Here is a 21,810-nt window from a genome sequence, read left to right as displayed (position 1 = left end):
TCTAGAATTATTGAGCTTCTGTGAGATATGTCGTTGGTTTATCAACATTAACTTTAGTGCCACCAAAGTTCTCTTTCACATATTGCTTAACCGCATCTGTATGATATAGCTGACCTACCTTTTGCAATACAGGATCATTCTGACGGCCTTCAGCTACAGCCAGTACATTCACATTCATTTTTGTACTTTGATCGATTGGCTCGTAGTAGATCGCATCTTTTAATACGTTCAAACCACCTTCCATTGCTAAGGTGTTGCCTAATACAATGGCATCCACTTCATCTTTCACACGTACCGCAGTTGCCATTTGAATCGGTTTGATGGTGATCTGTTTAGGATTCTCAGTTACATCAGAAGTTGTGCCTTTGACATTGTCAAATTGAGGTTTTAACTTTACTAAACCAGCAGATTGCAATAATAAAAGGGCACGTGATTCATTAGCACCATCGTTTGGAATTGCAATGGTCGAACCTGTTTTGAAATCATTTAGATTTTTAACTTTGCTTGAGTAAATCCCCATTGGCTCAAGATAAGTCGTAGATAATGGCGCAATTTTTTGAGTATTAGCATCATTGTATGCAACCATATATGCATATGATTGGAAGGCATTGATATCAATCTCTTTATTGGCTACCGCAGTGTTCATTGAAACATAATCAGTAAAGTTTTTAACATCTAACTTTAAACCTGCAGCTTCAGTTTCTGGCAATTTTGCAATGAACTTCCAGATATCTGCATCTGAACCTGTAGAAGCGATTGTAATGGTTTGAACTGAATCTTTATTCGTGTTGTTTGCAGCGGTTTCTGGAGCATCTTGTTTTGAGCATCCAGCGATACCCACTGATAGGCCCAAAACTAAACCAAGAGTTTTCTTCATGATATTTCCTGAGTATGTTGAAACAATCTTCAACTTACATATGCAGTGAGGTGAATAGTGAAATGAACTGTCCTTGTTTAAAGAGCATTTCAACCTATTCATCTGTTAGAGATAATTCGGTATTTAGCTATCAATTATTTAAGCATTGATAACAAAAAAGTTGGTTGATGATAACAATTTTTTTTTATTCAATATAGTGATGTTAATGAACTAGCTTAGCATAAAGCGTCATATACAATTTATGAGAATGTATAAATAAACTTTAAATATCATACTTATAATTTGAGTGTTTAAAATTAGCAAGATCTGTTACCAGTCGAACACCTTATAATGATTTAATATATCAATATGAAAAATATGGATTTAATTTAATTTAGAAATTTGCTTGGTAAGATCATTATTGTATTTCTGCCGATATTGGCTAGGGGTCATACCAAACCAACGCTTGAATGCTCGTCTGAAATTTGAGGCATCGTGATAATTAAGAAGCATACCAATTGTTTCAATCGTGAGTTGCGTATGCTCAAGAAAATAAGCACTTTGTTGTGCAAGTACCTGATCTTTGACCTCTTTAAAGGTTAAACCTTCTTTTTCTAAATGACGAGCTAAGGTTCGTTTGCTCATGAATAATGAAGCGGCAATCTCGGATTCATTTTTGGGATCTGATAAATGCTCAATCAGTATTTTTTTGACACGAAATTGATAAGTATTTTGGGGTGTAAGAAGATCCTTAAGTACATTTTCACATTGTTTTTTTGCAATCAGATAGTTCTCCTGACTTGCTGAAGCATTCGGGATTTTACACACAGATAAAGGTATCTGAATGCCATCAAAAGATTGTGAAAATGCGAAATCACATTGAAAAATTTCTGTATAAGCAGCATGGTAAGCAGGTTTAGGATAGCTAAAAAGCAACTTCGCCTCAGTTAATGGCTTACCTAAAATAAATTCAGCACACTCTTTAAATACCACCATGCAAGACTCGATCATGCTTTGATATACAAGGGTGGAGCAATCGATATTAAAGTGAATTTTACAATTCATCTGCTGATCACGTTTTTCGAGAATGACCTCTGCAAATCCTATTCGAGTAGGTAGATAATGTTGAATCGCATCAAGTGCAGCATAAAGGTTCGGGCAACTGTGCATCAAAAAGCCCATTGCGCCATGAGTCGTGGGTTTAAGGCGATGCCCAAGTTCTAAACCGAAATCGGGAACATCTGTCATGTTCAATGCATTTTCAAATATACGAATAAAATCAGATGCTGAAATCCGAGAATCTTCTTGTTGAATAAATTCAGCAGTCAGTGATGTGCCATTCAATAAAGTTGGGAATACACGCAGCCTACCTCCCAATTGTTGCGCAATAATTCTGACATAGGCGCAGGGAATCAATGCCCGAATTGCATTATTGTCCTGATTGCTATGTTCTATTCCTTTAGACATCATACTCAAGTCCAGATAGCGTGATATTGATCTTTCTTAAATCTAGCCTCATTAGAGCTGCTAATTTGAATTAAAAGAATGTCAAAAAATGACTTATTAATGTCAAAAAATGACCTGATTCTGTATTTTTTAAATTCTATGCTCAAACACAGATCATCAGCTTAATGGAATAAAGGCTGAATATAAATTTAAAGATGAGATCACATAGGACACATTGTCATGAATAATTTAGTCAAAAAAATGAATGCTGTTCGAGTAGATTTGGTGAATTTTAGCGCTCGCTATATTCCCTTAGAAAATCACATCAAAGCTGCCCATGTATACCATAAATTAAAAAGTAGCCTATTTAAGAATCCTGATTTTGATCAAATTGAAGAAATTCAACTTCCAGATCCAAATGTTTGCCCCTTACAAGAGCTTGATGTCAGTAGCCCTTTTTTATACAAGCAAGGTGTATGGAAGGATACTTTTAAGCGATTACGGAAAGATGCGCCGATACATTATCAATCAAACAGTTTATTTGGTCCTTTTTGGTCGATGACACAGTACGAAGATGTCATGTACGTTGATAAAAATCATCAGCTCTTCTCTTCAGAACCGATCATTATGTTGGGTGAGCAACCGCAAGGTTTAGAGCTTGAAATGTTTATTGCGATGGATCCACCGAAACATGATATTCAGCGTAAAGCTGTGCAGGGGGTTTTCGTACCAAAAAACTTGAAAGACATGGAAAGTTTGATTCGGACACGGACCCAAGACGTACTTGATCACTTGCCTTTAAATGAAGCTTTCGACTTTGTAGATCGAGTATCAATTGAATTGACTTCAAGAATGTTGGCGACATTGTTAGATTTTCCTTACGAAGAACGACGTAAATTGGTCTATTGGTCTGAAATTGCATCCTCATCGCCAGGTACCACAGGCGGTACGATGACCATTGAAAATACTTTTGATGGTCTAAAAGAGATGGTGAGAGATTTGTCACAACTTTGGCATGATAAGGCTGCACGTATAGAAGCAGGTGAGGCTTCAAGCTTTGACTTGATGAGTATGCTTATTCGGAGTGATGAGACAAAGGATCTGATTCAGCGACCATTAGAGTTTCTGGGGAATTTGGCATTACTAATCGTAGGCGGGAATGATACGACTCGTAACTCGATGTCGGGCGGGGTTTATGCAATGCATTTGTTCCCTCAGGAATTAGACAAGCTGAAGAATAATCCTGATCTGTTGCCTAATATGGTTAGTGAGATTATTCGTTGGCAGACACCATTGGCGTATATGCGCCGTGTAGCGACTCAAGATCTAATTTATAAAGGTCAGTATATCCGTAAAGGTGACAAAGTTGTTATGTGGTATGCGTCTGCTAACCGTGATGAAACTGTGTTTGAAAATGCGGATGAATTTCGTATTGATCGTGAAAATGTGAAAAAACATCTATCATTTGGTTATGGAATTCATCGTTGTATGGGGAGTCGTTTGGCTGAGATGCAATTGACTATTCTTTGGGAGGAGATTCTCAAACGTTATAACAGAATTGAAGTCTTGGAAGAACCTGAGATTGTTCAGTCTAATTTTGTTCGTGGATATTCTAAGATGATGGTGAGACTGCATCCAAAGTCAGAATCTAAATAGTCCAAAATCCCTCATACTAGATGAGGGATGTTTTTATGTATCGTGAAAAAGAGGTTGGATTTGATCATAAATTATAACTCAAGCATCTACACACATTTGGGTAAATGGGGAAATGTCGTAATCTTGCTATTGGCAGAGGATGAGGCGAGGAATGACTATAGATAACATTGTTAGATTTAAGAGGGGAGTAATCGAATAGTATAAATATCTTATTCGATTACTCAGAGTTTTTTTAAAGTTCTAACTTGTTAAAGTGAATTATAGATGATCGAATATAGATCCTTTATGTGGAGCATAAATTTTTTCATATAGTCGTGTTGCGTATTCATCTGTCATTCCTGATACGTAATCACAAATTACACGCATTTTTTCATTGTTATCTTTTCCTTGAGCATATTTATCATATGTGGATTTTGGAAGTAATCTTTTTGGATCAGAACTTAATGCCTCAAACAGTTCTATAACAATCTTCTGTCCTTTGAATTCCAATAGCTGAACATTTGTACTTTTGATCACTTTTGATTTAACTAAATCAAAAATATGATCTTTGAGTTCATCCCAAGGTTGAGCCATGTGTGCATTCCAACGCAATAATGGTTCTTCAAATATTTCATTTTCTTGAAGATAAATATTAGTAATGAATTTATGCACTAAATTGCCAATTTGTTGTTTTCGTTGGTAGCTGTCTTTTGAAAAAAGCTGTTTACCGACATTATCTGAACTAAGCTCGCAATTTGCAAAGAGATATTCTTTCTTCTTATTATGTTCTTCCCAATCATCAAATGTAATTAATTTAAGTGATAATGCATCTTCAAAATCATGCAAACTATATGAAATATCGTCAGCGAGTTCCATAATACTTGCATCTAAACTGTGAAACTTAGGTTTATGATGTTTTTTATTATTGAATTCGAGTTCAACAAAATGGTCTTTATCTTTTTTACTTAATTTATCTAAAATAAATTTTTCAACTATATCTTTTTCAGAATCTAAATAGCATTTAGGTGGTTTTTGATCATCTGCTTTTGCCAACCAAATTTTTTCTGGCAGCGTTCCGTAGAAGTCGCTATTGCATGCTGCACTATAGGAAATTGGATATTTTAAGACCCCTAACAGTAATCTGCGAGTAGGGTTCATTCCATTTTGTTCAGTATATTTTTCTAATTTAGTAAGAATTCTGAGTGTTTGACCATTCCCTTCAAAACCACCAGATTCGCGCATACATATATTTAAAGCAACTTCACCCCCATGACCAAAAGGGGGATGACCTAAATCATGTGCTAAGCATATTGCATTCATTAATGCAGAACTTGGAAGTATTTTTTCCAAAGTTTCTGGATTAGGTTTTTCAGCATACTCTCCTTTTTTCAAATGACGTTTAATGCCTACACCTATTTGTGCAACTTCCATTGAATGCGTTAAACGTGTGCGGTAAAAATCACTCTCTCCAAGACCCAAAACTTGTGTTTTAGCCTGAAGTCTACGAAAAGCTGATGAATGAATTAAACGTGAAAAATCACGCTCATATTCATAACGTGAATCATTTGATTTACTATCCTGTTTAAGAATTCTTTCTTCCCAATGTTTTTGTTCCATATCTATAACCTTTTAATTTTTATGTTTTTATTTTACACAAAAAACCCCGCACTTAGCGGGGTTTTTATTAATCTAAATTAATATTAAGCATTTTCACGGGCAATCGCGCGGTAACCAATATCTTTACGATACTGCACGCCATCAAAAGTTACTTTTTGGCAAAGCTCTAACGCTTTTGCTTGTGCTTCACCAATCGTATTACCAAGCGCAGTCACGCAAAGTACACGACCACCAGCAGTTACGATGTCACCATTCTCATTGGCTTTCGTACCTGCATGGAACACTTTCGCATCTGCCATTTCAGTATCTAAACCAGAAATCACGTCGCCATTGCTAGACGTTTCAGGGTATCCACGTGACGCAAGTACGATACCAACCGTTTTACGCTCATCCCATTCAGCTTCTGCAGGAAGTTTACCTTCAATACCTGCTTCAACTAAATCAACTAAAGATGATTTTAAACGCATCATGATCGGTTGAGTTTCAGGGTCACCAAAACGACAGTTGAACTCGATTACTTTAGGCTGACCTTGTTCATCAATCATCAAACCTGCGTATAAGAAACCTGTATAAACGTGCCCGTCTTTTTTCATACCTTCAACGGTAGGACGCATCACTTCATTCATGGTTTTTTCAAAAACTTCAGCCGTTACCACAGGAGCAGGAGAGTAAGCACCCATACCGCCCGTGTTAGGACCTTGGTCACCTTCAAAGATACGTTTATGATCTTGTGACGTAGCCATAGGTAAAATGTTGTCGCCATCAATCATACAAATGAAAGATGCTTCTTCACCTGCCAAGAACTCTTCGATGACAACGCGTGAACCTGCATCACCAAATTTGTTGCCTGCAAGCATGTCATCAATTGCATCGAATGCTTCTTGATTGGTCATCGCAACGATCACGCCTTTACCAGCAGCAAGACCATCAGCCTTGATTACGATCGGCGCACCATTTTTCTCAACAAATGCCTTAGCAGCACCGACTTCTGTGAACACGTCATAGAAAGCCGTTGGGATGTTGTGACGTTTCAGGAAGTGCTTCGCAAATGCTTTAGAGCCTTCTAATTGCGCTGCAAATTGGGTAGGACCCCAAATTTTCACACCTGCAGCGCGACAAGCATCGACTACACCATTTACAAGCGGTGCTTCAGGACCGACAACAATCAGGTCCACGGCATTATTTTTTGCAAAGTCGATAATGGCAGGGTTATCTAAAATGTTAAGTGCTACATTTTCACATTTTGGTTCAGTTGCTGTGCCCGCATTACCCGGTGCAACAAAAACTTTAGCTACTTTTTCATCTTGAGCGATTTTCCATGCTAACGCATGTTCACGACCGCCATTACCCAAAACTAAAATATTCATCGGTTCATACTCCATGAATCGAAAATGACATAAAGTCCTCAACTAAATGAATAGAAGAGGACTTTAGGCAAGATTAAAAATCTCTTATCAGTGTTATAGGTGACTTATGAGAAGTCATCATGACACGAACCATTAATTAATGACGGAAATGACGCATGCCAGTGAACACCATTGCAATACCTACTTCGTCAGCAGCAGCAATCGTTTCTTCATCACGCATTGAACCACCCGGTTGGATGATACATTTGATACCTGCTTTAGCGGCGTTATCAATACCATCACGGAATGGGAAGAATGCGTCAGATGCCATTACTGCACCTTCAACGACTAAGCCTGCATGTTCAGCTTTGATCGCAGCAATACGAGCAGAGTTTACGCGGCTCATTTGACCTGCACCCACACCAATCGTTTGACGGTTTTTAGCATACACAATCGCGTTTGATTTAACGTATTTCGCAACTTTCCAAGCAAAGATCATGTCATCAATTTCTTGTTCAGTTGGGGCACGTTTCGTCACAACTTTAAGATCATCTTTAGTAATCATACCTAAGTCTTGATCTTGAACAAGTAAACCACCGTTTACACGTTTGTAGTCCATTTGTGGAGCACGTTCGTCAATTGCTGGTAATTCGCCACATACAAGTACACGTACGTTTTTCTTCGCACCAGTCACTTCTAATACGCCTTCAGCAACGCTTGGTGCAATGATCACTTCAACAAATTGACGATCAACAATAGCTTGTGCAGTTGCAACGTCTAATTCACGGTTGAATGCAATGATGCCACCGAATGCAGATTCTGGGTCAGTTGCATAAGCTAAATCATATGCAGCTTTAATGCCGTCTAAAGAGACTGCAACGCCACATGGGTTTGCGTGTTTTACGATTACACATGCAGGTTTTGCAAATGATTTAACACATTCAAGTGCTGCATCAGTATCGGCAATGTTGTTATAAGATAATTCTTTACCTTGCAACTGTTTAGCAGTAGAAACAGAAGCTTCAGTTGCAGCAGGGTCAACATAGAATGCAGCAGATTGATGTGGGTTTTCACCGTAACGTAAATCTTGAGCTTTATTTAATTGCGTATTGAATGTACGTGCAAATTGATCAGCTTGACCTTCTTCTTTACCAACGCGAGCGCCTAAGTAAGATGCGATCATACCGTCGTACTGAGCAGTATGTTCAAATGCTTTAACTGCTAAGTCAAAACGAGTTGCATAAGAAAGTGAGCCTTCAGCTTTAAGCTCAGCAACTACAGTCGCATAGTCAGATGCATTTACAACGATACCTACAGACGCATGGTTTTTCGCAGCAGCACGAACCATCGTTGGACCACCGATGTCGATATTTTCAATCGCATCAGCAAGTGAGCAGTTAGGTTTTGCAACAGTTGCAGCAAATGGATAAAGGTTTACCACAACTAAATCGATCGCATCGATGTTGTGTTCAGCCATCACAGCTTCATCTAGACCACGACGAGCCAAGATACCACCGTGGATTTTCGGATGAAGTGTTTTTACACGTCCGTCCATCATCTCTGGGAAACCAGTGTGCTCTGAAACTTCGACTACAGCAATATTGTTGTCACGTAACAACTTATAAGTACCGCCAGTAGATAAAATTTCTACCCCTAGAGCAACAAGGTCTTGGGCAAATTCAACAATGCCTGTTTTATCAGAAACAGAGATTAATGCGCGTTTAATAGTCATGATTTAGTCACAGTTATCAAGAATTAAAACAAAAAAGCTAAATAGCAGGTAAAAAAAATGCCCGCGGAAGCCGCAAGCATTTTATCATTTATTCACTCATTAAACCGTGAGCTTTCAACTTTTTACGTAAAGTACCACGGTTAAGGCCTAGAATCTCAGCAGCGCGAGTCTGGTTGCCACGTGTATATTCTAACACTACAGATAAAAGAGGTTTCTCCATTTCTGCTAAAACCATGTCATAAACTTGAGATGGTTGCTCGCCTTGCAATTGTGCAAAATAATGGCGAACTGCGCGATCTACGTGAATACGAAGAGCGACATCAGATTGTGCAGTAAAAATAGGAGATTTGCTATTCATGCGAGTTAATCCGAGAATCAATAATCACTTAGGGTAAAAGTGATTTTGTGGTCAAAATAAAAAAAACGAGCTCCGTTTTAGGTCCTAAAACGGTCGACTCTAAAACAAGAACAATTAGCTTGCCACAACTAGAGCAATTGAGTGAAAAATAAGCGTAACAATAGTTTAATATTTGTTACGGTTCCACATAAAACAAAAAACATCCCTGATGCGCTGAATAAAAAAATTAAGCACATGAACAGAACTGTATTTATTTTGAGAAATTGCGAGGAGTTTGCGGTACAAAGCTTTCGTGGCGCGTATCATACCATTGTCTATGAAAAAGTGAGCAAGAAAACTACATTTTTTTTAATTTTTTTATCGTTTTTTTTGATCTTATGGTCGTATAACTTCCAATTTATAATTGTCAAACTCAGATTGAGAAAAATTTATACTAAATTTGAAACCAAATGGACTGTCTTGAGGAATTCGTGTAATTCCATGCAAACTTTCTACTAAATATTCATTGGGTGCTTTAATAGAAGATGAAATCAGCTTCCCTTGTTGATAAATGCTTATTTTCAACAGAGGCAGTTTTAAACCTTTGCTATATTGGTTCACCAAGTGACCTGAAAAAACAGTAGATATCGCTGATGTTGACTCAATATTGAGGTCTTGTACTTTTATATGGGTATAGCGTTTATCGAGCGTGTCACAATTAAATAAATTACATGCTGATATAAATGCCTGATTTAGCGCAGGTGAGCGTTGCAGTACATTTGGGTTAAACCATAAAAATTGAAAAACCAGTAATAACGCTAAAATTGTATTTACGATCGCCCATATCGCAATATAAATCCTAGTTCTTGGTTTCGATTGGCTATTGGCATGGATTGATGATGAAAGATTTAAAGAAGGGTAGTTGGTAATCGGATCATGATTGAACGTATTTAAGTTATTTAAATACGTACGCAAGGTAATATTTGAATGTGCAACTTTACGATCGAAAATATCCAATAGGTGTTGTTCTTGTTTGGGTTCGATCACATCTTCAGATGGTGCTGTACTGTCTTGGACTTCTTTGATTAAAGGCTCAACCACTTTCGGTTGAGGATTGAATAGATGTAGAAGCGCATTAAACTCAGCAGAACATTTAGGACAACAAACCATACCCTCGGCAACAGTTAACTGGGTGACTGATACCTTGTAAATTGTGGAGCAATTTGGGCAGCGGGTTTGTTTATCACTCATATCTTAAATTAAGCTCTACTTATTTATGGCGTTTCCCAGAAAGACGGTACCAATTTTCATCACGCTTTTCTTTGTCTAATATATCAAAAAATTCAGCATAAACACGAGAAACATCATCAACTTGCTCTTCAATAATACCAGCTAGTGCGAATTCACCCTCAGGTTGAATGAGTGTTGAAAACTCCTCAGCAAGTGCCATCAGTGGGCCAGCAAGAATATTTGCGACAAATACATCTGCCTTTTGCTCACCGAGTGCTTGATTAAATTCTTCAGGTAAGCCGACATATAAATTTTCGAGAACGCCATTTAATTCAGCATTTTGTTGTGTAGCGAGTACAGCTTGAGGATCAATATCTGTTGCATATACTTTTTTTGCACCCAGCAATAGGGCAGCAACACCTAGAATGCCAGAACCGCAGCCGTAATCGATGACGATTTTGTCTTTTACATCGGTTTTACCTAACCATTGTAGGCAGAGGAATGTTGAAGCATGATTACCTGTACCAAAAGCTAGGCCTGGATCTAATTTAATATTGACCGCATCCGCTTCAGGTGCTTCCATCCACTCAGGCACGATCCAATATTTTTCACCAATTTGAATTGGCTCATATGCATCCATCCAAGTGCGTTCCCACTCTTGATCTTCGATAAACTCATAACGTAAAGGCGCTTCAGGCATCTGGTCTTTAATGAAAGTTTCTAGTGCGACGACATCGATTTCTTCATCATCTTCTTGAGCGTAAATACCCGTTACGATGACTTTGTTCCAAAGCGGAGTCTCACCTGGAAGTGGTTCTAATAACGCTTGATCTTCTGCATCATCTAGCGTCACACTGACTGCACCAAGAGATAATAATAATGTTTCAGTAAAATCAACTTGTGCTTGATCGACAGTAATATGGATTTGTAACCACTTCACAGTAAAAAAACCTAAATATGCAATACGAGAGTTAGCATTGTACTGTATTCGCTTTAAGAATGCAGATAAAACCTGAAGCATAAATAAAGGCACGATTACAGTGCCTTTAAGATGAGTTGGTTAACTCAATTAATATCAGTTAATTTGTGAGTGGTTTCGAGTTAACTCAGCCGGATGGTCTAATGGTGCAAAACGATTCAGCAACATGCCGAAAATAGCAGCGAAGATATACATAAAGATTGAATAAACAGCTGCTGGCATCGCAATTTCGCTGCTATTCATTATCGTGATTGCAATCGCCATGGCCAAAGTACTGTTATGGATACCAATTTCAAAAGCACACGCTCTTGCTTGAAAACTCGGTACACCAAAGAAGCGTGGTAGAAAATAACCAACGCTAAGACTTGCGATACAAAATAACGCTGTTGCCAAACCAATTTGAGCAAGATAATTCATAATGTTTGCACGTTCAGAAAGTACTGCACCGACAATAATTAACACTAAGAATACAACGGCAAAAATACGCACTGGTTTTTCTAGTTTAGTTGCAACATTTGGAAATTTGTAGCGCACAAACATACCGAGGGCAACTGGAATAAGAATAATGGCGAACACTTGTAAAATTTTACTAAATTGTAGACCAATTTGAGTTGAATCCTGAATGAAATGTGTGATTGCAAAATTCACGATAAGTGGCAAGGTCACTGCAGCAATAATGGCATTAATCGCAGTCAAGGTGATGTTGAGCGCAACATCACCTTTGTATAAATAGCTAAACAGATTGGCTGTCGCACCCCCTGGTGAGGCAGCAAGCAACACTAAGCCGACAGCCAAGTAAGGAGAAAGATTGAGTATTTTACATATAATAAATGCAACGCCAACCAAAATGATGAGTTGGGAAAATAATGCGATGAGCACTGCTTTAGGGTGTTTACGAACGCGTAGAAAATCTTGAACAGTGAGTTCAAGTCCTAAACCCGCCATCACAATTGCAAGTGCTAAAGGTAAAAAAATCGTAAGGATCCCTGTGTCCATAAATTCATCCTGAATTTTGTTGTGTTATTTGTAAATAGATCATTATTTTTAATTTGGTTTTATCGTTATCAATAAATAAAAGCAACCAATTTTTCAATTGGTTGCATAAATGGTCGAACTTAAAAAAAATTGGGTTAAGACGCTTTTGGCATCGGTGGCGCATATCCGAGTGCACATTTGCCTTTATATTCTTGACCTTCGATATTTACTGAAACACTCGCTGCATCAGACTTACAAGCTGAATTAAGCTGCTCTTCATTTCCTTTCAAATCTTTACTTTGGGTTGGGAAAAATTGAGTTTGGCAAGTACCATTCCAAATGATTCCTTTATATGGGAAACTGACAGCATCACCTTCGCTTTTACCCTTACATACGCTTTGGAATTGTTTGGCATTATAGGCATTATCAACTTTGTCATTCGCAATACTCATACTACTTACGCTTAGACCCAAACAACATAACATTGACATCGTAAATAACTGGACTTTCATGTTCGTATACTCTTGTTAAAAAATATGACATGAATATGTTGAAAAAATAGTCAAATCAATGGAAGGGCAATGCTGTAAATAAATTTTCTAAATTGTTAAAAAATCACTTAAATCTGCAAAATTTATAAATTTTTATATCAATATGGTTTATATTATTGGACTTCAAAAAAATTAGAATTAAATTGTTCTCGATTGTCTCAAGGCAAACAAAATTTGCTATAATTTTCTGTCATTATTTTTATCTCCTCATATACCACTATGCATTATCCTAAAGTTTACGATGTCATTGTTATCGGTGGCGGACACGCTGGTACAGAAGCAGCGCTTGCTGCGGCACGTATGGGTCGACAGACTTTACTCTTAACTCATAATATTGAGACTTTAGGGCAGATGAGCTGTAACCCAGCGATTGGTGGTATTGGTAAATCACACCTTGTTCGCGAAATTGATGCCTTAGGTGGTGCGATGGCACTCGCTGCAGACAAGGGTGGTATTCAGTTCCGTATTCTGAACTCACGTAAAGGTGCTGCAGTTCGTGCAACGCGTGCGCAGGCTGACCGTATACGTTATAAAGCGGCTATTCGCGAAACATTAGAAAATCAAGCCAATCTTGATATTTTCCAACAAGCAGCAGATGATCTCATTGTTGATGGCGATACCGTTAAAGGTGTGGTAACACAAATGGGGATTCGCTTTGATGCGAAAACAGTCGTGTTAACCGCTGGTACATTCTTGGGTGGCGTGATTCATGTTGGTCTTGAGAAATCAAGCGGCGGTCGTGCAGGTGATCCACCTTCAATTTCTTTAGCGCACCGTTTACGTGAGCTTCAATTGCCAGTAGGTCGTTTAAAAACAGGTACGCCACCACGTATTGATGCACGTTCTGTAGATTTCTCTGTCATGACACCACAGCCGGGTGATTTCCCATCACCAACGATGTCATTTATGGGTGATGCATCTATGCACCCAGAGCAAGTCAACTGCTACATCACGCATACCAATGAAAAAACTCATGATATTATTCGTGGCGGCCTAGACCGTTCACCGATGTATACTGGTGTGATTGAAGGTGTAGGACCACGTTACTGTCCGTCAATCGAAGATAAAATTCATAAATTTGCCGATAAAGATTCTCACCAAGTATTCTTAGAGCCTGAAGGCCTAGATACACATGAACTTTATCCAAATGGTATCTCTACATCGCTTCCATTTGATGTCCAGTTTGAATTAGTACGCTCAATCCGTGGTATGGAAAATGCGCATATCCTGCGCCCGGGTTATGCCATTGAGTATGATTATTTCAACCCACAAGCTTTGAAATTCACTTTAGAGACTAAAGCGATTAATAACTTGTACTTTGCGGGTCAAATTAACGGTACGACAGGTTATGAAGAAGCCGGTGCACAGGGTTTACTTGCAGGTTTGAATGCTGCACGCCGTGCGTGGGATCAAGAACAATGGACACCGAAGCGTGATGAAGCGTACATGGGTGTATTGGTCGATGACTTAATCACTTTAGGTACGAAAGAACCTTACCGTATGTTTACCTCACGTGCGGAATACCGTTTGATGCTTCGTGAAGATAACGCAGACCAACGTTTGACACCAATCGGGCGTGAAATGGGTCTTGTGGATGACGAGCGTTGGGCAGCGTACTGCGAAAAAATGGAAGCGGTTGAGCGTGAAACAGGTCGTTTACAACACATTTGGGCTGCACCTAACAATCCAATGGGTAAAAAATTCGTTGAAATGACAGGTGCGGATCTTTCTAAAGAATGTTCTGCGATTGATTTGTTGAAACGTCCGAACATTACTTTTGCTCAAATTGCGGAACTCACTGGTTCTGATGTTTCTGCTCAAGTGGGTGACCAAATTGAGATTGCAGTTAAATATGAGGGTTATATTAACCGTCAGCATCAGGATGTAGCGCAAATGAAGCGCTTAGAAGAGACTAAGATTCCAGCTGATTTTAATTATGACGTGGTATCTGGTTTATCTCGTGAAATTACTTTGAAACTCAAAGAAGTTCGCCCTGAAACTCTCGCTCAAGCAAGTCGTATTCCGGGCGTCACACCTGCTGCTGTTCAATTGGTGATGATTACGATTCGTAAGAATGCACAAACTAAAAAATCTGCTTAAGCCTGTTGCAGTCCAAAAAACCCGCTTGATGCGGGTTTTTTTGATCCTCATATAACGATTTATTCATAAATAAGATAAATAATTTATTATTTACGTTTAACAAGAATAGAGATTAATAAAGAAATTATGGTTATTTCTCAATCCAAGTTGATGTCGTTATATTGATTCTACGTTCACAACAAAGAGGAAAGGCCATGACGATGAAGCGTATTCGTTATAATGGTTATGAAATTGCATGCTGCACGATGTAAATCATAATCCAACGACATTGAAAAGTGTACGTGAGCTAAAGGGGAGTTTAGTTCACGTATTTAAACTCAACACAATAAGAAACCAGCGCAATACTGAAAATATGATAATAAAAAATCTTCAGAGCCAATTTGGCTCTTTTTTAATTTTCAATTTCATGAACGGCGTTAAATACATCGAGCGGTTCAATACGAATGATTTTTTTGCCGAAGCTTCTGAGCCACCAAACCAATTGTGAAGTAAAGGGCACATTAGCCACCACTTTAAAGAGATCATCGGATACTTGTGTGATGGATTGATCTTTACTGAGTTGGCTTTCGGAAAAGTAAAGTGCATCAGCTTTATTCATAAAGAGTTCGAGTTGAACGAGCTCAGTGGGTTTATTGAAATCAACTCTGAAGCCAAGCGCACCAGATTCAATGTAAGCATCAATATCAAAGTCAACAGGGTGTAAGGCGCGTTGTTCTAGAACTTTTGCAGATTTAAAACGATGTAAAGCAAAAGTTTGAACTTCTGATTTGTCATGTCGAGTACAAATCAAATAAATGATCGAGCCCTTTTGAACCAGTGCAAGCGGGTTTAAGGTATAACCACGTTCTTCACTTTCAGGTCCACGCGCACGATATATACATTCAATCTGTTTATCTTGTAATAGACCTTCGTAAATAGCTTGCTGCGCATGTTTCTCTACAACAGGAGGGATCAAGGGCTGGCTTGCTGGGACAATACGAACTCGGTTAATCCACTGACGTACATTGTTTTGTGTAGATAAGCTGCGTTTTGCAAGCTCGAACCAAGGGTTCATTTCCTCAATTAAGCTTGGAGGAAGCAAATGCTTCAAATGCTCTTCAACCATCATGAAGGTGACGGCTTGTGAGCTGGTCATATGCGGCAAGCTTTGAATTGGGGCATCTGATCGCCAACGCCAACCTTGTGGTACAGTTTTATTACTCTCAATAGGAAATCTTTGAGAAATTTGATTTAAATCACGTTGAATGGTTCTTAAACTGATTTCAATACCTTCTCTTTGCAGGGTCTCTTGCAACTCTCGTGTACCCATCCATTTGCCAGTGGTTAAACGTGAAAGAATTTGCCACTGTCGATATAAGCTATTCGATGTTTCTTTTTCTTGAGAGGACATAATCAACTAATGAATAAAGAGAAAATATTTTTCAAACACACAATAAAAAATCTTTAAGAGATAAGCAAGCATGGAAAGTGAAGCTGTTGAGTATATTTCGATACATCTTTAGGCCATTTTTCGTTGTGAATGCTTCAAAAATGGGGCATTAATAGATGAATAGGTAAATTTTTGGCATTGAAATTGCTTAATTTTGTTTACAATTGATAACAATTAAGAGGTATGTATGCTAAAAGAGGAAAAAGATACCACTTCAATTCTCGCAAATTTTAAGGCTGATCATACCGTCGAAGCTTTTGAAAAATCTAAGCAGATCGAAGTTAAACAAAACAGCACTGCGTACTTGTTCGATCAACTTAAATCTGAATTTTATAATGAACTTTTAGATGATAAAACGATTGGCTTAGAGGCATCTAGCAAAATCGAAAATTGGTTATGTGAAAGAAGCTTGGATGAGCTGAAATCTTTAAATCATCAAGCGAAGGAACATTTCCTCTATCAGGGCATTACATTTACAGTCTATGGTGATGCTGAGGGTACAGATCGTATTATTCCTTATGACTTAATTCCACGTGTAATTGCCAAACAACAATGGCACAAAATAGAGCAAGGCTGTGCACAAAGAGTGCAAGCATTGAACTTTTTTTTAGATGATATTTACCATAATCAGGCGATTTTAAAAGATGGTTTAGTGCCTGAGCTGCAAGTGCTCACTCATGAGGCATACCAACCATTGATGTATAAACATTCATTGAAAGGTAAAGTTTATAGTCAAATTAGCGGAATCGATATTATTCGTGATCAGCAAGGTGACTTCTTTGTATTAGAAGACAATTTAAGAACACCATCAGGCGTGTCTTATATGTTGGAAAGTCGAAAAATTAGTGAAAAAATGATGCCCGAACTTTGTAAGTCATCAAATTTACAAGGTGTAGAGCAATACCCACAACTTTTAAGACAAATACTCGAGGAAAATGCTGAAGTAGATAATCCATTTATCGTGGTGCTTACACCGGGTCGATATAACAGTGCATATTATGAGCATTGCTTCCTCGCACGTGAGATGGATGTTTCTCTAGTTACAGGTCAGGATTTATTTGTTGAAAATGCTAAGGTCTATGCCAAAACCATTTGGGGTAAAAAACAAGTCGATGTAATTTACCGACGCCTAGATGATGGATTTCTTGATCCATTGTGTTTTATGCCAGACAGTACATTAGGTGTACCTGGCCTAATGTCTGCATACTTACAACACAATGTCGTGATTGCAAATGCGCCTGGCACGGGGGTAGCAGATGACAAATCAATCTATCCTTATGTCGATAAAATGATTGATTACTATCTAAACCAGAAGCCAATTTTAAATAACGTACCGACTTACCAATGTCGTGAACGTGAAGAACTCGATTATGTACTTTGTAATTTAGAAAAGTTAGTGGTTAAAGAGGCGCAAGGTTCAGGCGGTTATGGCATGTTAATTGGTCCTAAAGCGACCGAACAAGAAATTGAACAATTTAGATTAAAGTTAATTGCACAGCCGCATGCTTACATTGCACAACCAACTTTAGCGCTTTCAGTCGCTCCCACTTTAACTGAATTCGGCATCGCTGAACGCCATATTGATTTAAGACCGTTTATTTTAAGTTCACCGTATCGTACAGAAATCGTGCCGGGAGGTTTAACCCGAGTTGCGATGCAAGAAGGGTCATTAGTTGTAAATTCATCACAGGGTGGTGGCATTAAAGATACGTGGGTTATAGATCCGCTACATTCATAAATATACAACCGGGAGCTTGTCATGATTATATTAAACAGCAATGCGCAAAATATTTACTGGGTTGGCCGTTATTTATCTCGTATTCAACATTTATGTGGTCAGTTTCCATTTCAAGATGATGTTCAAGCATTGCAGTATGCCCATGCTTTTTGCTTACCTGCTTTTAATGCGTGTTCGCTCAATGAGCTGATTCTGAGTAATGATCAGCCTGCTTCTTTTTTTCAACAATTTGAATGTGTGAAAAATAATATTCAAGATTTACGTGGTGTATTGTCAGTTCAGGCTTATTCAGAATTACAACAGATGGTGGATACAGCGACACAAAATGCAGGATTAATTTGTACTGTTGTTGATGAGTGTAGCGATATTCTAGAAGCTGAAAATGAAGACATTTTTCTGTTTTTTAGTCTAGGACAATATTTCGAAAATCTTGATCGTGAAATAAGATTGAATCAGGATGTTAATTCTACAATCAATTCTTTAAGTGTTGTGATTGAACTGTTGAAATCTAAAGGATGGGACAGTTTAGATGAGGCTTGGCAACATCTTTTAGCGCATCCAAATGCTAATAGCTTTTACCAATTGAATGATCAGGTGCAATGTTTATTTGAGGTGGATGCATGAAATTGATGATTAATCATCAAACTCATTATCAATATACGGAAACAGCAAAAAATAGTATCCAATATATACGAATGTGTCCTCAAAGTAATGCTCACCAAAAAGTAGATGCTTGGTCAGTGAGCATTCCTGGTCATAAGGTCGAAGCAATAGATGCCTTTAATAATATTTGGATCACTTCGACTCAACGCTATGCATATCAAAATTTAAGTATTATGGCGCAGGGCATTATTGAAATCGATACAGTTTCAGAACAAGCTATTGAGTCAGAAGTGCCAGTCGGTATTTTTCTACAAATTACCCCAGCGACTCAATGTGATGTTGAAATGAAAGCTTTTGCAGCTCAGCATGTGAGTAAAAAGACTCGTGATGAATTAAAACATTTAAGTTCTGCATTGCTTGAGCATATGCCATATATTTCAGATTCTACTCAAGTGAATACTACGGCAATAGATGCATTCCATCATCAACAAGGGGTATGTCAGGATCATACTCATGTATTTGTAGGTATGTGTAGAGAGTTAAATATTCCTGCGCGTTATGTTTCTGGATATCTTTACGTTCCAGAAATGAGTCATTTGGCGAGCCATGCTTGGGCTGAAGCTTATATAGATGGAGTTTGGTATACATTTGATGTTAGCAATCAGCTCTATACGCCAAGTTCACACATTTATATTGCATTAGGGCGTGATTATTGGGATGTTGCACCTATCAGAGGCGTGCGAGAAGCTGGTGGCGTGGAGAGTATGACGACCATCGTTCAGGTATTACCGTGTTAGAACAAAATTAAGAAGAGAGATTTCAATGACCTATTGTTGTGCTATGCGTTTACGTGATGGCTTAATTTGTATCAGTGACACGCGAACAAATGCAGGTGTAGATCATATCTCTGTATTTCGTAAACTCTATCTTTTCGGTGTTGAGGGTGAGCGTTTTATCAGTATACAAACTGCGGGTAATTTGGCAACGACACAAGCCGTTATAGGACATTTGCAGAATCAGCTAGATTTAAAACACGAACCTAATTTGTATAGTGTGAATAGCATGTTCGAGATGGCTGAATTGGTTGGTCATACTTTAAAGCGTGTCATTATGGATGTGACTACTGATCAACTAGAGCAAAGTAATTATCACTGTACGATTTTACTTTCTGGTCAAATTCAAGGGGAGGATATTCAGTTATATAATATTTATCCTCAGGGTAATTTTATCAATGCGACGTCAGATACGCCCTTTTTTCAGATTGGGGAAAGTAAATACGGTAAACCAATTTTAGATCGTGCATTAAATTACAATACTGAGTTAGATGAAGCATTAAGATGCGGTTTAATTTCATTTGATTCAACCCTTAGATCTAATGTCTCTGTGGGCTTACCACTAGATGCATGTATTTATAAAAAAGATAGTTTTGCGATTCCTTTGTCTAAACGTATTCATGATGATGATCCATATTTCTCATCTATTAGTAAACTTTGGTCAGATACTTTGCGTCAAGGATTAAACGGTTTGCCACGTCCAACAGAAGACTATTGGCAATAATTTTGCTTTATGGTTAAGTTTAGATTAAATTGAGTTGCATTGAATATTAAATCATTACTATAAAAATTAGGGGAAGCAATGCAACAGTTCAGTTATGCGAGTGTGTCAACTGCAGATGCAAGTCGGTTATTGATTGATGTTCGTGAAATCTTGACTGAAGCCCGTCATTTCAATTTTGAGCATCAAATTTCTGGAGCACTTTATTATGCAGATGGGCACTATTTTCAATGTCTAGAGGGTGATGAAGCCACACTAGATATATTGTTGCAAAAGCTTCACAAGGATAAACGCCATCATCAAATTCGCCTATTTCAGCGAAAAAATATTGAAAAAAAACAATTTCAAGAATGGTCTATGAAGTTTGTAGGACGACAAAGTCCAGTGAAGCAGGCTTTAATAGATATGGGATTTAGTCAATTTACGCCAACACAGTTTACTCAAGATCAAGCTGATTATCTAATTCGATTTTTGACACGCGCTCAGGATACGGATTTTAATGAACTACAACGTAATGCTGTTTAGCATTACGTTGATTTAATTCGCTCATTACATTTTGAGACGCTTCGGACGTTGGCTTAATCGACATAACAACTCATAACCAATCGTACCATTCGCTTCAGCAACATCATCCACTAAACGATGTTTACCCCATAATTCTACTAGATCACCAATTTTTGCGTTGAGATCAGTGACATCTATGGCAATCATATCCATGGCAACCCGACCGATCACTGGGGTCAATTGACCTTTAAATGAAACTGAATTCTCACGAATAAAAGCTCTTGGATACCCATCACCATATCCGATCGAGACAATTGCTAATTGCATAGGTCGCTGTGCAACAAAGGTTGAGCCATAACCTACAGCTTCACCTGATTGAATGGCGTTAAGTGCAATAATCTCAGCACTAAATGTCATGACAGGTTTTAAATCTAGAGCGTGGACGTCACGATCTGCAAATGGCGTTGCGCCGTACAGCATAATACCAGGACGAACATAGTCAAAATGTAATTCAGGGTATTTATAAATTGCTGCTGAATTACAACACGAAGCTAAAATTGGTGCACAATCTTGTTTTACTTCAAGAAATTGAGATATTTGTTGTTCATTTAAAGGGTGATCAACATCTGCATTAGCAAAATGCATTGCAAGTACACAGGTAAAACCTTCATTTTTTAATTGATGAATAATCGATTTGATTACATCAATTTTGAAGCCTAAGCGGTTCATTCCGCTATTTAGTTTAACCCATACTTTTAGATTTCGGGCGATATAAGCATCTTTAACTTGCAACAACCACTGCAGTTGTTGATGATGATGAACGATTACTTCAATATGTTGCTCAATCGCAATTTGCATTTCATCTTCAGAAAAAACACCTTCAATTAAGGTGATAGGTTGTTTAAAACCTAATTCACGTATTTCAAGTGCTTCTTCTAAACATGCAACGCCAAAAGCATCAGACTGGCTCAATGCGGCTAAGCAGTCTGAGACTCCATGACCATAAGCATTTGCCTTTACCATACTTACAACTTTAGAGTTTGGTGCAAGTTGTTTCACGCGATTTAAATTGTATTGCAATGCGTGTGTGTCAATACAAACCGTTGCTTGGCGCACTCTAATTTACTCCTAGAGGCATGTGGAAAGGTTAAATCTTTTAAACTGAAAAAAGATAATTG

Annotated in this window: 19 protein-coding genes; 7 read left to right on the top strand and 12 right to left on the bottom strand. The window is 38.1% G+C overall.

Annotated features, from left to right (window positions below):
- Positions 1-7: 7 nt before the first annotated feature.
- Together AC1M9N_RS02380 and AC1M9N_RS02375 are read right to left on the bottom strand one after the other, a co-directional pair.
- Positions 8-877 carry a MetQ/NlpA family ABC transporter substrate-binding protein gene (locus tag AC1M9N_RS02380; protein ID WP_481954207.1) on the bottom strand — a complete coding sequence of 290 codons (870 nt, stop codon included), beginning with the start codon at positions 875-877 and terminating at the stop codon, positions 8-10.
- A gap of 363 nt (positions 878-1,240) precedes the next feature.
- Positions 1,241-2,323 (bottom strand): AraC family transcriptional regulator, encoded by a 1,083-nt coding sequence (locus AC1M9N_RS02375; RefSeq protein ID WP_481954206.1) that lies wholly within the window; start codon positions 2,321-2,323, stop codon positions 1,241-1,243.
- 219 nt (positions 2,324-2,542) lie between these two features.
- On the opposite strand from AC1M9N_RS02375, the gene AC1M9N_RS02370 reads away from it, so the two are divergent.
- Positions 2,543-3,958, top strand: coding sequence for a cytochrome P450 (locus tag AC1M9N_RS02370; RefSeq protein ID WP_481954205.1), 1,416 nt, complete (start codon positions 2,543-2,545; stop codon positions 3,956-3,958).
- A 258-nt stretch (positions 3,959-4,216) separates the two neighbouring features.
- Here AC1M9N_RS02370 and AC1M9N_RS02365 read toward each other — a convergent pair whose 3' ends face one another.
- The 8 genes from AC1M9N_RS02365 to AC1M9N_RS02330 all read right to left on the bottom strand — a co-directional run bounded on the left by AC1M9N_RS02365 (position 4,217) and on the right by AC1M9N_RS02330 (position 12,665).
- Positions 4,217-5,554: an anti-phage deoxyguanosine triphosphatase gene (locus AC1M9N_RS02365; RefSeq protein ID WP_481954204.1), complete on the bottom strand. Its 1,338-nt coding sequence runs from the start codon at positions 5,552-5,554 to the stop codon at positions 4,217-4,219.
- 83 nt (positions 5,555-5,637) lie between these two features.
- Entirely contained in the window at positions 5,638-6,921 is a 1,284-nt protein-coding gene (gene purD / locus AC1M9N_RS02360) for a phosphoribosylamine--glycine ligase (protein WP_481954203.1), read from the bottom strand.
- Between the two features lie 136 nt (positions 6,922-7,057).
- Positions 7,058-8,632 carry a bifunctional phosphoribosylaminoimidazolecarboxamide formyltransferase/IMP cyclohydrolase gene (purH, locus tag AC1M9N_RS02355; protein WP_481954202.1) on the bottom strand — a complete coding sequence of 525 codons (1,575 nt, stop codon included), beginning with the start codon at positions 8,630-8,632 and terminating at the stop codon, positions 7,058-7,060.
- An 88-nt stretch (positions 8,633-8,720) separates the two neighbouring features.
- The gene (gene fis, locus AC1M9N_RS02350; protein WP_001086304.1) at positions 8,721-8,990 is read right to left on the bottom strand and encodes a DNA-binding transcriptional regulator Fis; all 270 of its coding nucleotides are present in this window, start codon (positions 8,988-8,990) and stop codon (positions 8,721-8,723) included.
- Positions 8,991-9,365: 375 nt separating this feature from the next.
- The gene (locus tag AC1M9N_RS02345; protein ID WP_481608381.1) at positions 9,366-10,220 is read right to left on the bottom strand and encodes a DUF3426 domain-containing protein; all 855 of its coding nucleotides are present in this window, start codon (positions 10,218-10,220) and stop codon (positions 9,366-9,368) included.
- Positions 10,221-10,239: 19 nt separating this feature from the next.
- Positions 10,240-11,139 (bottom strand): 50S ribosomal protein L11 methyltransferase, encoded by a 900-nt coding sequence (gene prmA, locus AC1M9N_RS02340; RefSeq protein ID WP_035267660.1) that lies wholly within the window; start codon positions 11,137-11,139, stop codon positions 10,240-10,242.
- Positions 11,140-11,274: 135 nt separating this feature from the next.
- Positions 11,275-12,174 (bottom strand): bile acid:sodium symporter family protein, encoded by a 900-nt coding sequence (locus tag AC1M9N_RS02335; protein WP_481951686.1) that lies wholly within the window; start codon positions 12,172-12,174, stop codon positions 11,275-11,277.
- A 134-nt stretch (positions 12,175-12,308) separates the two neighbouring features.
- A complete protein-coding gene (locus AC1M9N_RS02330) occupies positions 12,309-12,665 on the bottom strand; it encodes a hypothetical protein (RefSeq protein WP_035267631.1) in 357 nt (118 codons plus the stop codon).
- Between the two features lie 258 nt (positions 12,666-12,923).
- On the opposite strand from AC1M9N_RS02330, the gene mnmG reads away from it, so the two are divergent.
- Positions 12,924-14,804, top strand: coding sequence for a tRNA uridine-5-carboxymethylaminomethyl(34) synthesis enzyme MnmG (mnmG, locus tag AC1M9N_RS02325; protein WP_481954201.1), 1,881 nt, complete (start codon positions 12,924-12,926; stop codon positions 14,802-14,804).
- Positions 14,805-15,195: 391 nt separating this feature from the next.
- On the opposite strand, the gene AC1M9N_RS02320 is transcribed toward mnmG, so the two are convergent.
- Positions 15,196-16,194: a helix-turn-helix transcriptional regulator gene (locus AC1M9N_RS02320; protein WP_179998271.1), complete on the bottom strand. Its 999-nt coding sequence runs from the start codon at positions 16,192-16,194 to the stop codon at positions 15,196-15,198.
- 226 nt (positions 16,195-16,420) lie between these two features.
- On the opposite strand from AC1M9N_RS02320, the gene AC1M9N_RS02315 reads away from it, so the two are divergent.
- From AC1M9N_RS02315 to AC1M9N_RS02295, 5 genes are all read left to right on the top strand, one after another.
- The gene (locus AC1M9N_RS02315) at positions 16,421-17,971 is read left to right on the top strand and encodes a circularly permuted type 2 ATP-grasp protein (RefSeq protein ID WP_481954200.1); all 1,551 of its coding nucleotides are present in this window, start codon (positions 16,421-16,423) and stop codon (positions 17,969-17,971) included.
- Between the two features lie 21 nt (positions 17,972-17,992).
- Positions 17,993-18,595, top strand: a complete 603-nt coding sequence (locus tag AC1M9N_RS02310) for a hypothetical protein (protein WP_481954199.1) — start codon at positions 17,993-17,995, stop codon at positions 18,593-18,595.
- Positions 18,592-19,371, top strand: coding sequence for a transglutaminase family protein (locus AC1M9N_RS02305; RefSeq protein ID WP_481611392.1), 780 nt, complete (start codon positions 18,592-18,594; stop codon positions 19,369-19,371). The genes AC1M9N_RS02310 and AC1M9N_RS02305 overlap by 4 nt, the downstream gene beginning before the upstream one ends.
- A gap of 25 nt (positions 19,372-19,396) precedes the next feature.
- Complete coding sequence (locus tag AC1M9N_RS02300; RefSeq protein ID WP_035267625.1) at positions 19,397-20,131, top strand: proteasome-type protease; 735 nt, start codon at positions 19,397-19,399, stop codon at positions 20,129-20,131.
- A gap of 78 nt (positions 20,132-20,209) precedes the next feature.
- Positions 20,210-20,653 (top strand): BLUF domain-containing protein, encoded by a 444-nt coding sequence (locus AC1M9N_RS02295; protein WP_179998266.1) that lies wholly within the window; start codon positions 20,210-20,212, stop codon positions 20,651-20,653.
- 24 nt (positions 20,654-20,677) lie between these two features.
- On the opposite strand, the gene alr is transcribed toward AC1M9N_RS02295, so the two are convergent.
- The gene (gene alr, locus AC1M9N_RS02290) at positions 20,678-21,748 is read right to left on the bottom strand and encodes an alanine racemase (protein ID WP_481595478.1); all 1,071 of its coding nucleotides are present in this window, start codon (positions 21,746-21,748) and stop codon (positions 20,678-20,680) included.
- Positions 21,749-21,810: the final 62 nt, after the last annotated feature.

The sequence above is a fragment of the Acinetobacter sp. ANC_7655 genome, from assembly GCF_056784015.1.
The sequence above is the reverse complement of the archived record's forward strand: the minus strand, read 5'-3'. Positions and strand labels throughout refer to the sequence as shown.

What these genes read in the sequence shown, in the direction of transcription:
- AC1M9N_RS02380 (WP_481954207.1), bottom strand. Translation starts at nt 877, where the DNA reads ATGAAGAAAACTCTTGGTTTAGTTTTGGGCCTATCAGTGGGTATCGCT.
- AC1M9N_RS02375 (WP_481954206.1), bottom strand. Translation starts at nt 2,323, where the DNA reads ATGTCTAAAGGAATAGAACATAGCAATCAGGACAATAATGCAATTCGG.
- AC1M9N_RS02370 (WP_481954205.1), top strand. Translation starts at nt 2,543, where the DNA reads ATGAATAATTTAGTCAAAAAAATGAATGCTGTTCGAGTAGATTTGGTG.
- AC1M9N_RS02365 (WP_481954204.1), bottom strand. Translation starts at nt 5,554, where the DNA reads ATGGAACAAAAACATTGGGAAGAAAGAATTCTTAAACAGGATAGTAAA.
- purD (WP_481954203.1), bottom strand. Translation starts at nt 6,921, where the DNA reads ATGAATATTTTAGTTTTGGGTAATGGCGGTCGTGAACATGCGTTAGCA.
- purH (WP_481954202.1), bottom strand. Translation starts at nt 8,632, where the DNA reads ATGACTATTAAACGCGCATTAATCTCTGTTTCTGATAAAACAGGCATT.
- fis (WP_001086304.1), bottom strand. Translation starts at nt 8,990, where the DNA reads ATGAATAGCAAATCTCCTATTTTTACTGCACAATCTGATGTCGCTCTT.
- AC1M9N_RS02345 (WP_481608381.1), bottom strand. Translation starts at nt 10,220, where the DNA reads ATGAGTGATAAACAAACCCGCTGCCCAAATTGCTCCACAATTTACAAG.
- AC1M9N_RS02335 (WP_481951686.1), bottom strand. Translation starts at nt 12,174, where the DNA reads ATGGACACAGGGATCCTTACGATTTTTTTACCTTTAGCACTTGCAATT.
- AC1M9N_RS02330 (WP_035267631.1), bottom strand. Translation starts at nt 12,665, where the DNA reads ATGAAAGTCCAGTTATTTACGATGTCAATGTTATGTTGTTTGGGTCTA.
- mnmG (WP_481954201.1), top strand. Translation starts at nt 12,924, where the DNA reads ATGCATTATCCTAAAGTTTACGATGTCATTGTTATCGGTGGCGGACAC.
- AC1M9N_RS02320 (WP_179998271.1), bottom strand. Translation starts at nt 16,194, where the DNA reads ATGTCCTCTCAAGAAAAAGAAACATCGAATAGCTTATATCGACAGTGG.
- AC1M9N_RS02315 (WP_481954200.1), top strand. Translation starts at nt 16,421, where the DNA reads ATGCTAAAAGAGGAAAAAGATACCACTTCAATTCTCGCAAATTTTAAG.
- AC1M9N_RS02310 (WP_481954199.1), top strand. Translation starts at nt 17,993, where the DNA reads ATGATTATATTAAACAGCAATGCGCAAAATATTTACTGGGTTGGCCGT.
- AC1M9N_RS02305 (WP_481611392.1), top strand. Translation starts at nt 18,592, where the DNA reads ATGAAATTGATGATTAATCATCAAACTCATTATCAATATACGGAAACA.
- AC1M9N_RS02300 (WP_035267625.1), top strand. Translation starts at nt 19,397, where the DNA reads ATGACCTATTGTTGTGCTATGCGTTTACGTGATGGCTTAATTTGTATC.
- AC1M9N_RS02295 (WP_179998266.1), top strand. Translation starts at nt 20,210, where the DNA reads ATGCAACAGTTCAGTTATGCGAGTGTGTCAACTGCAGATGCAAGTCGG.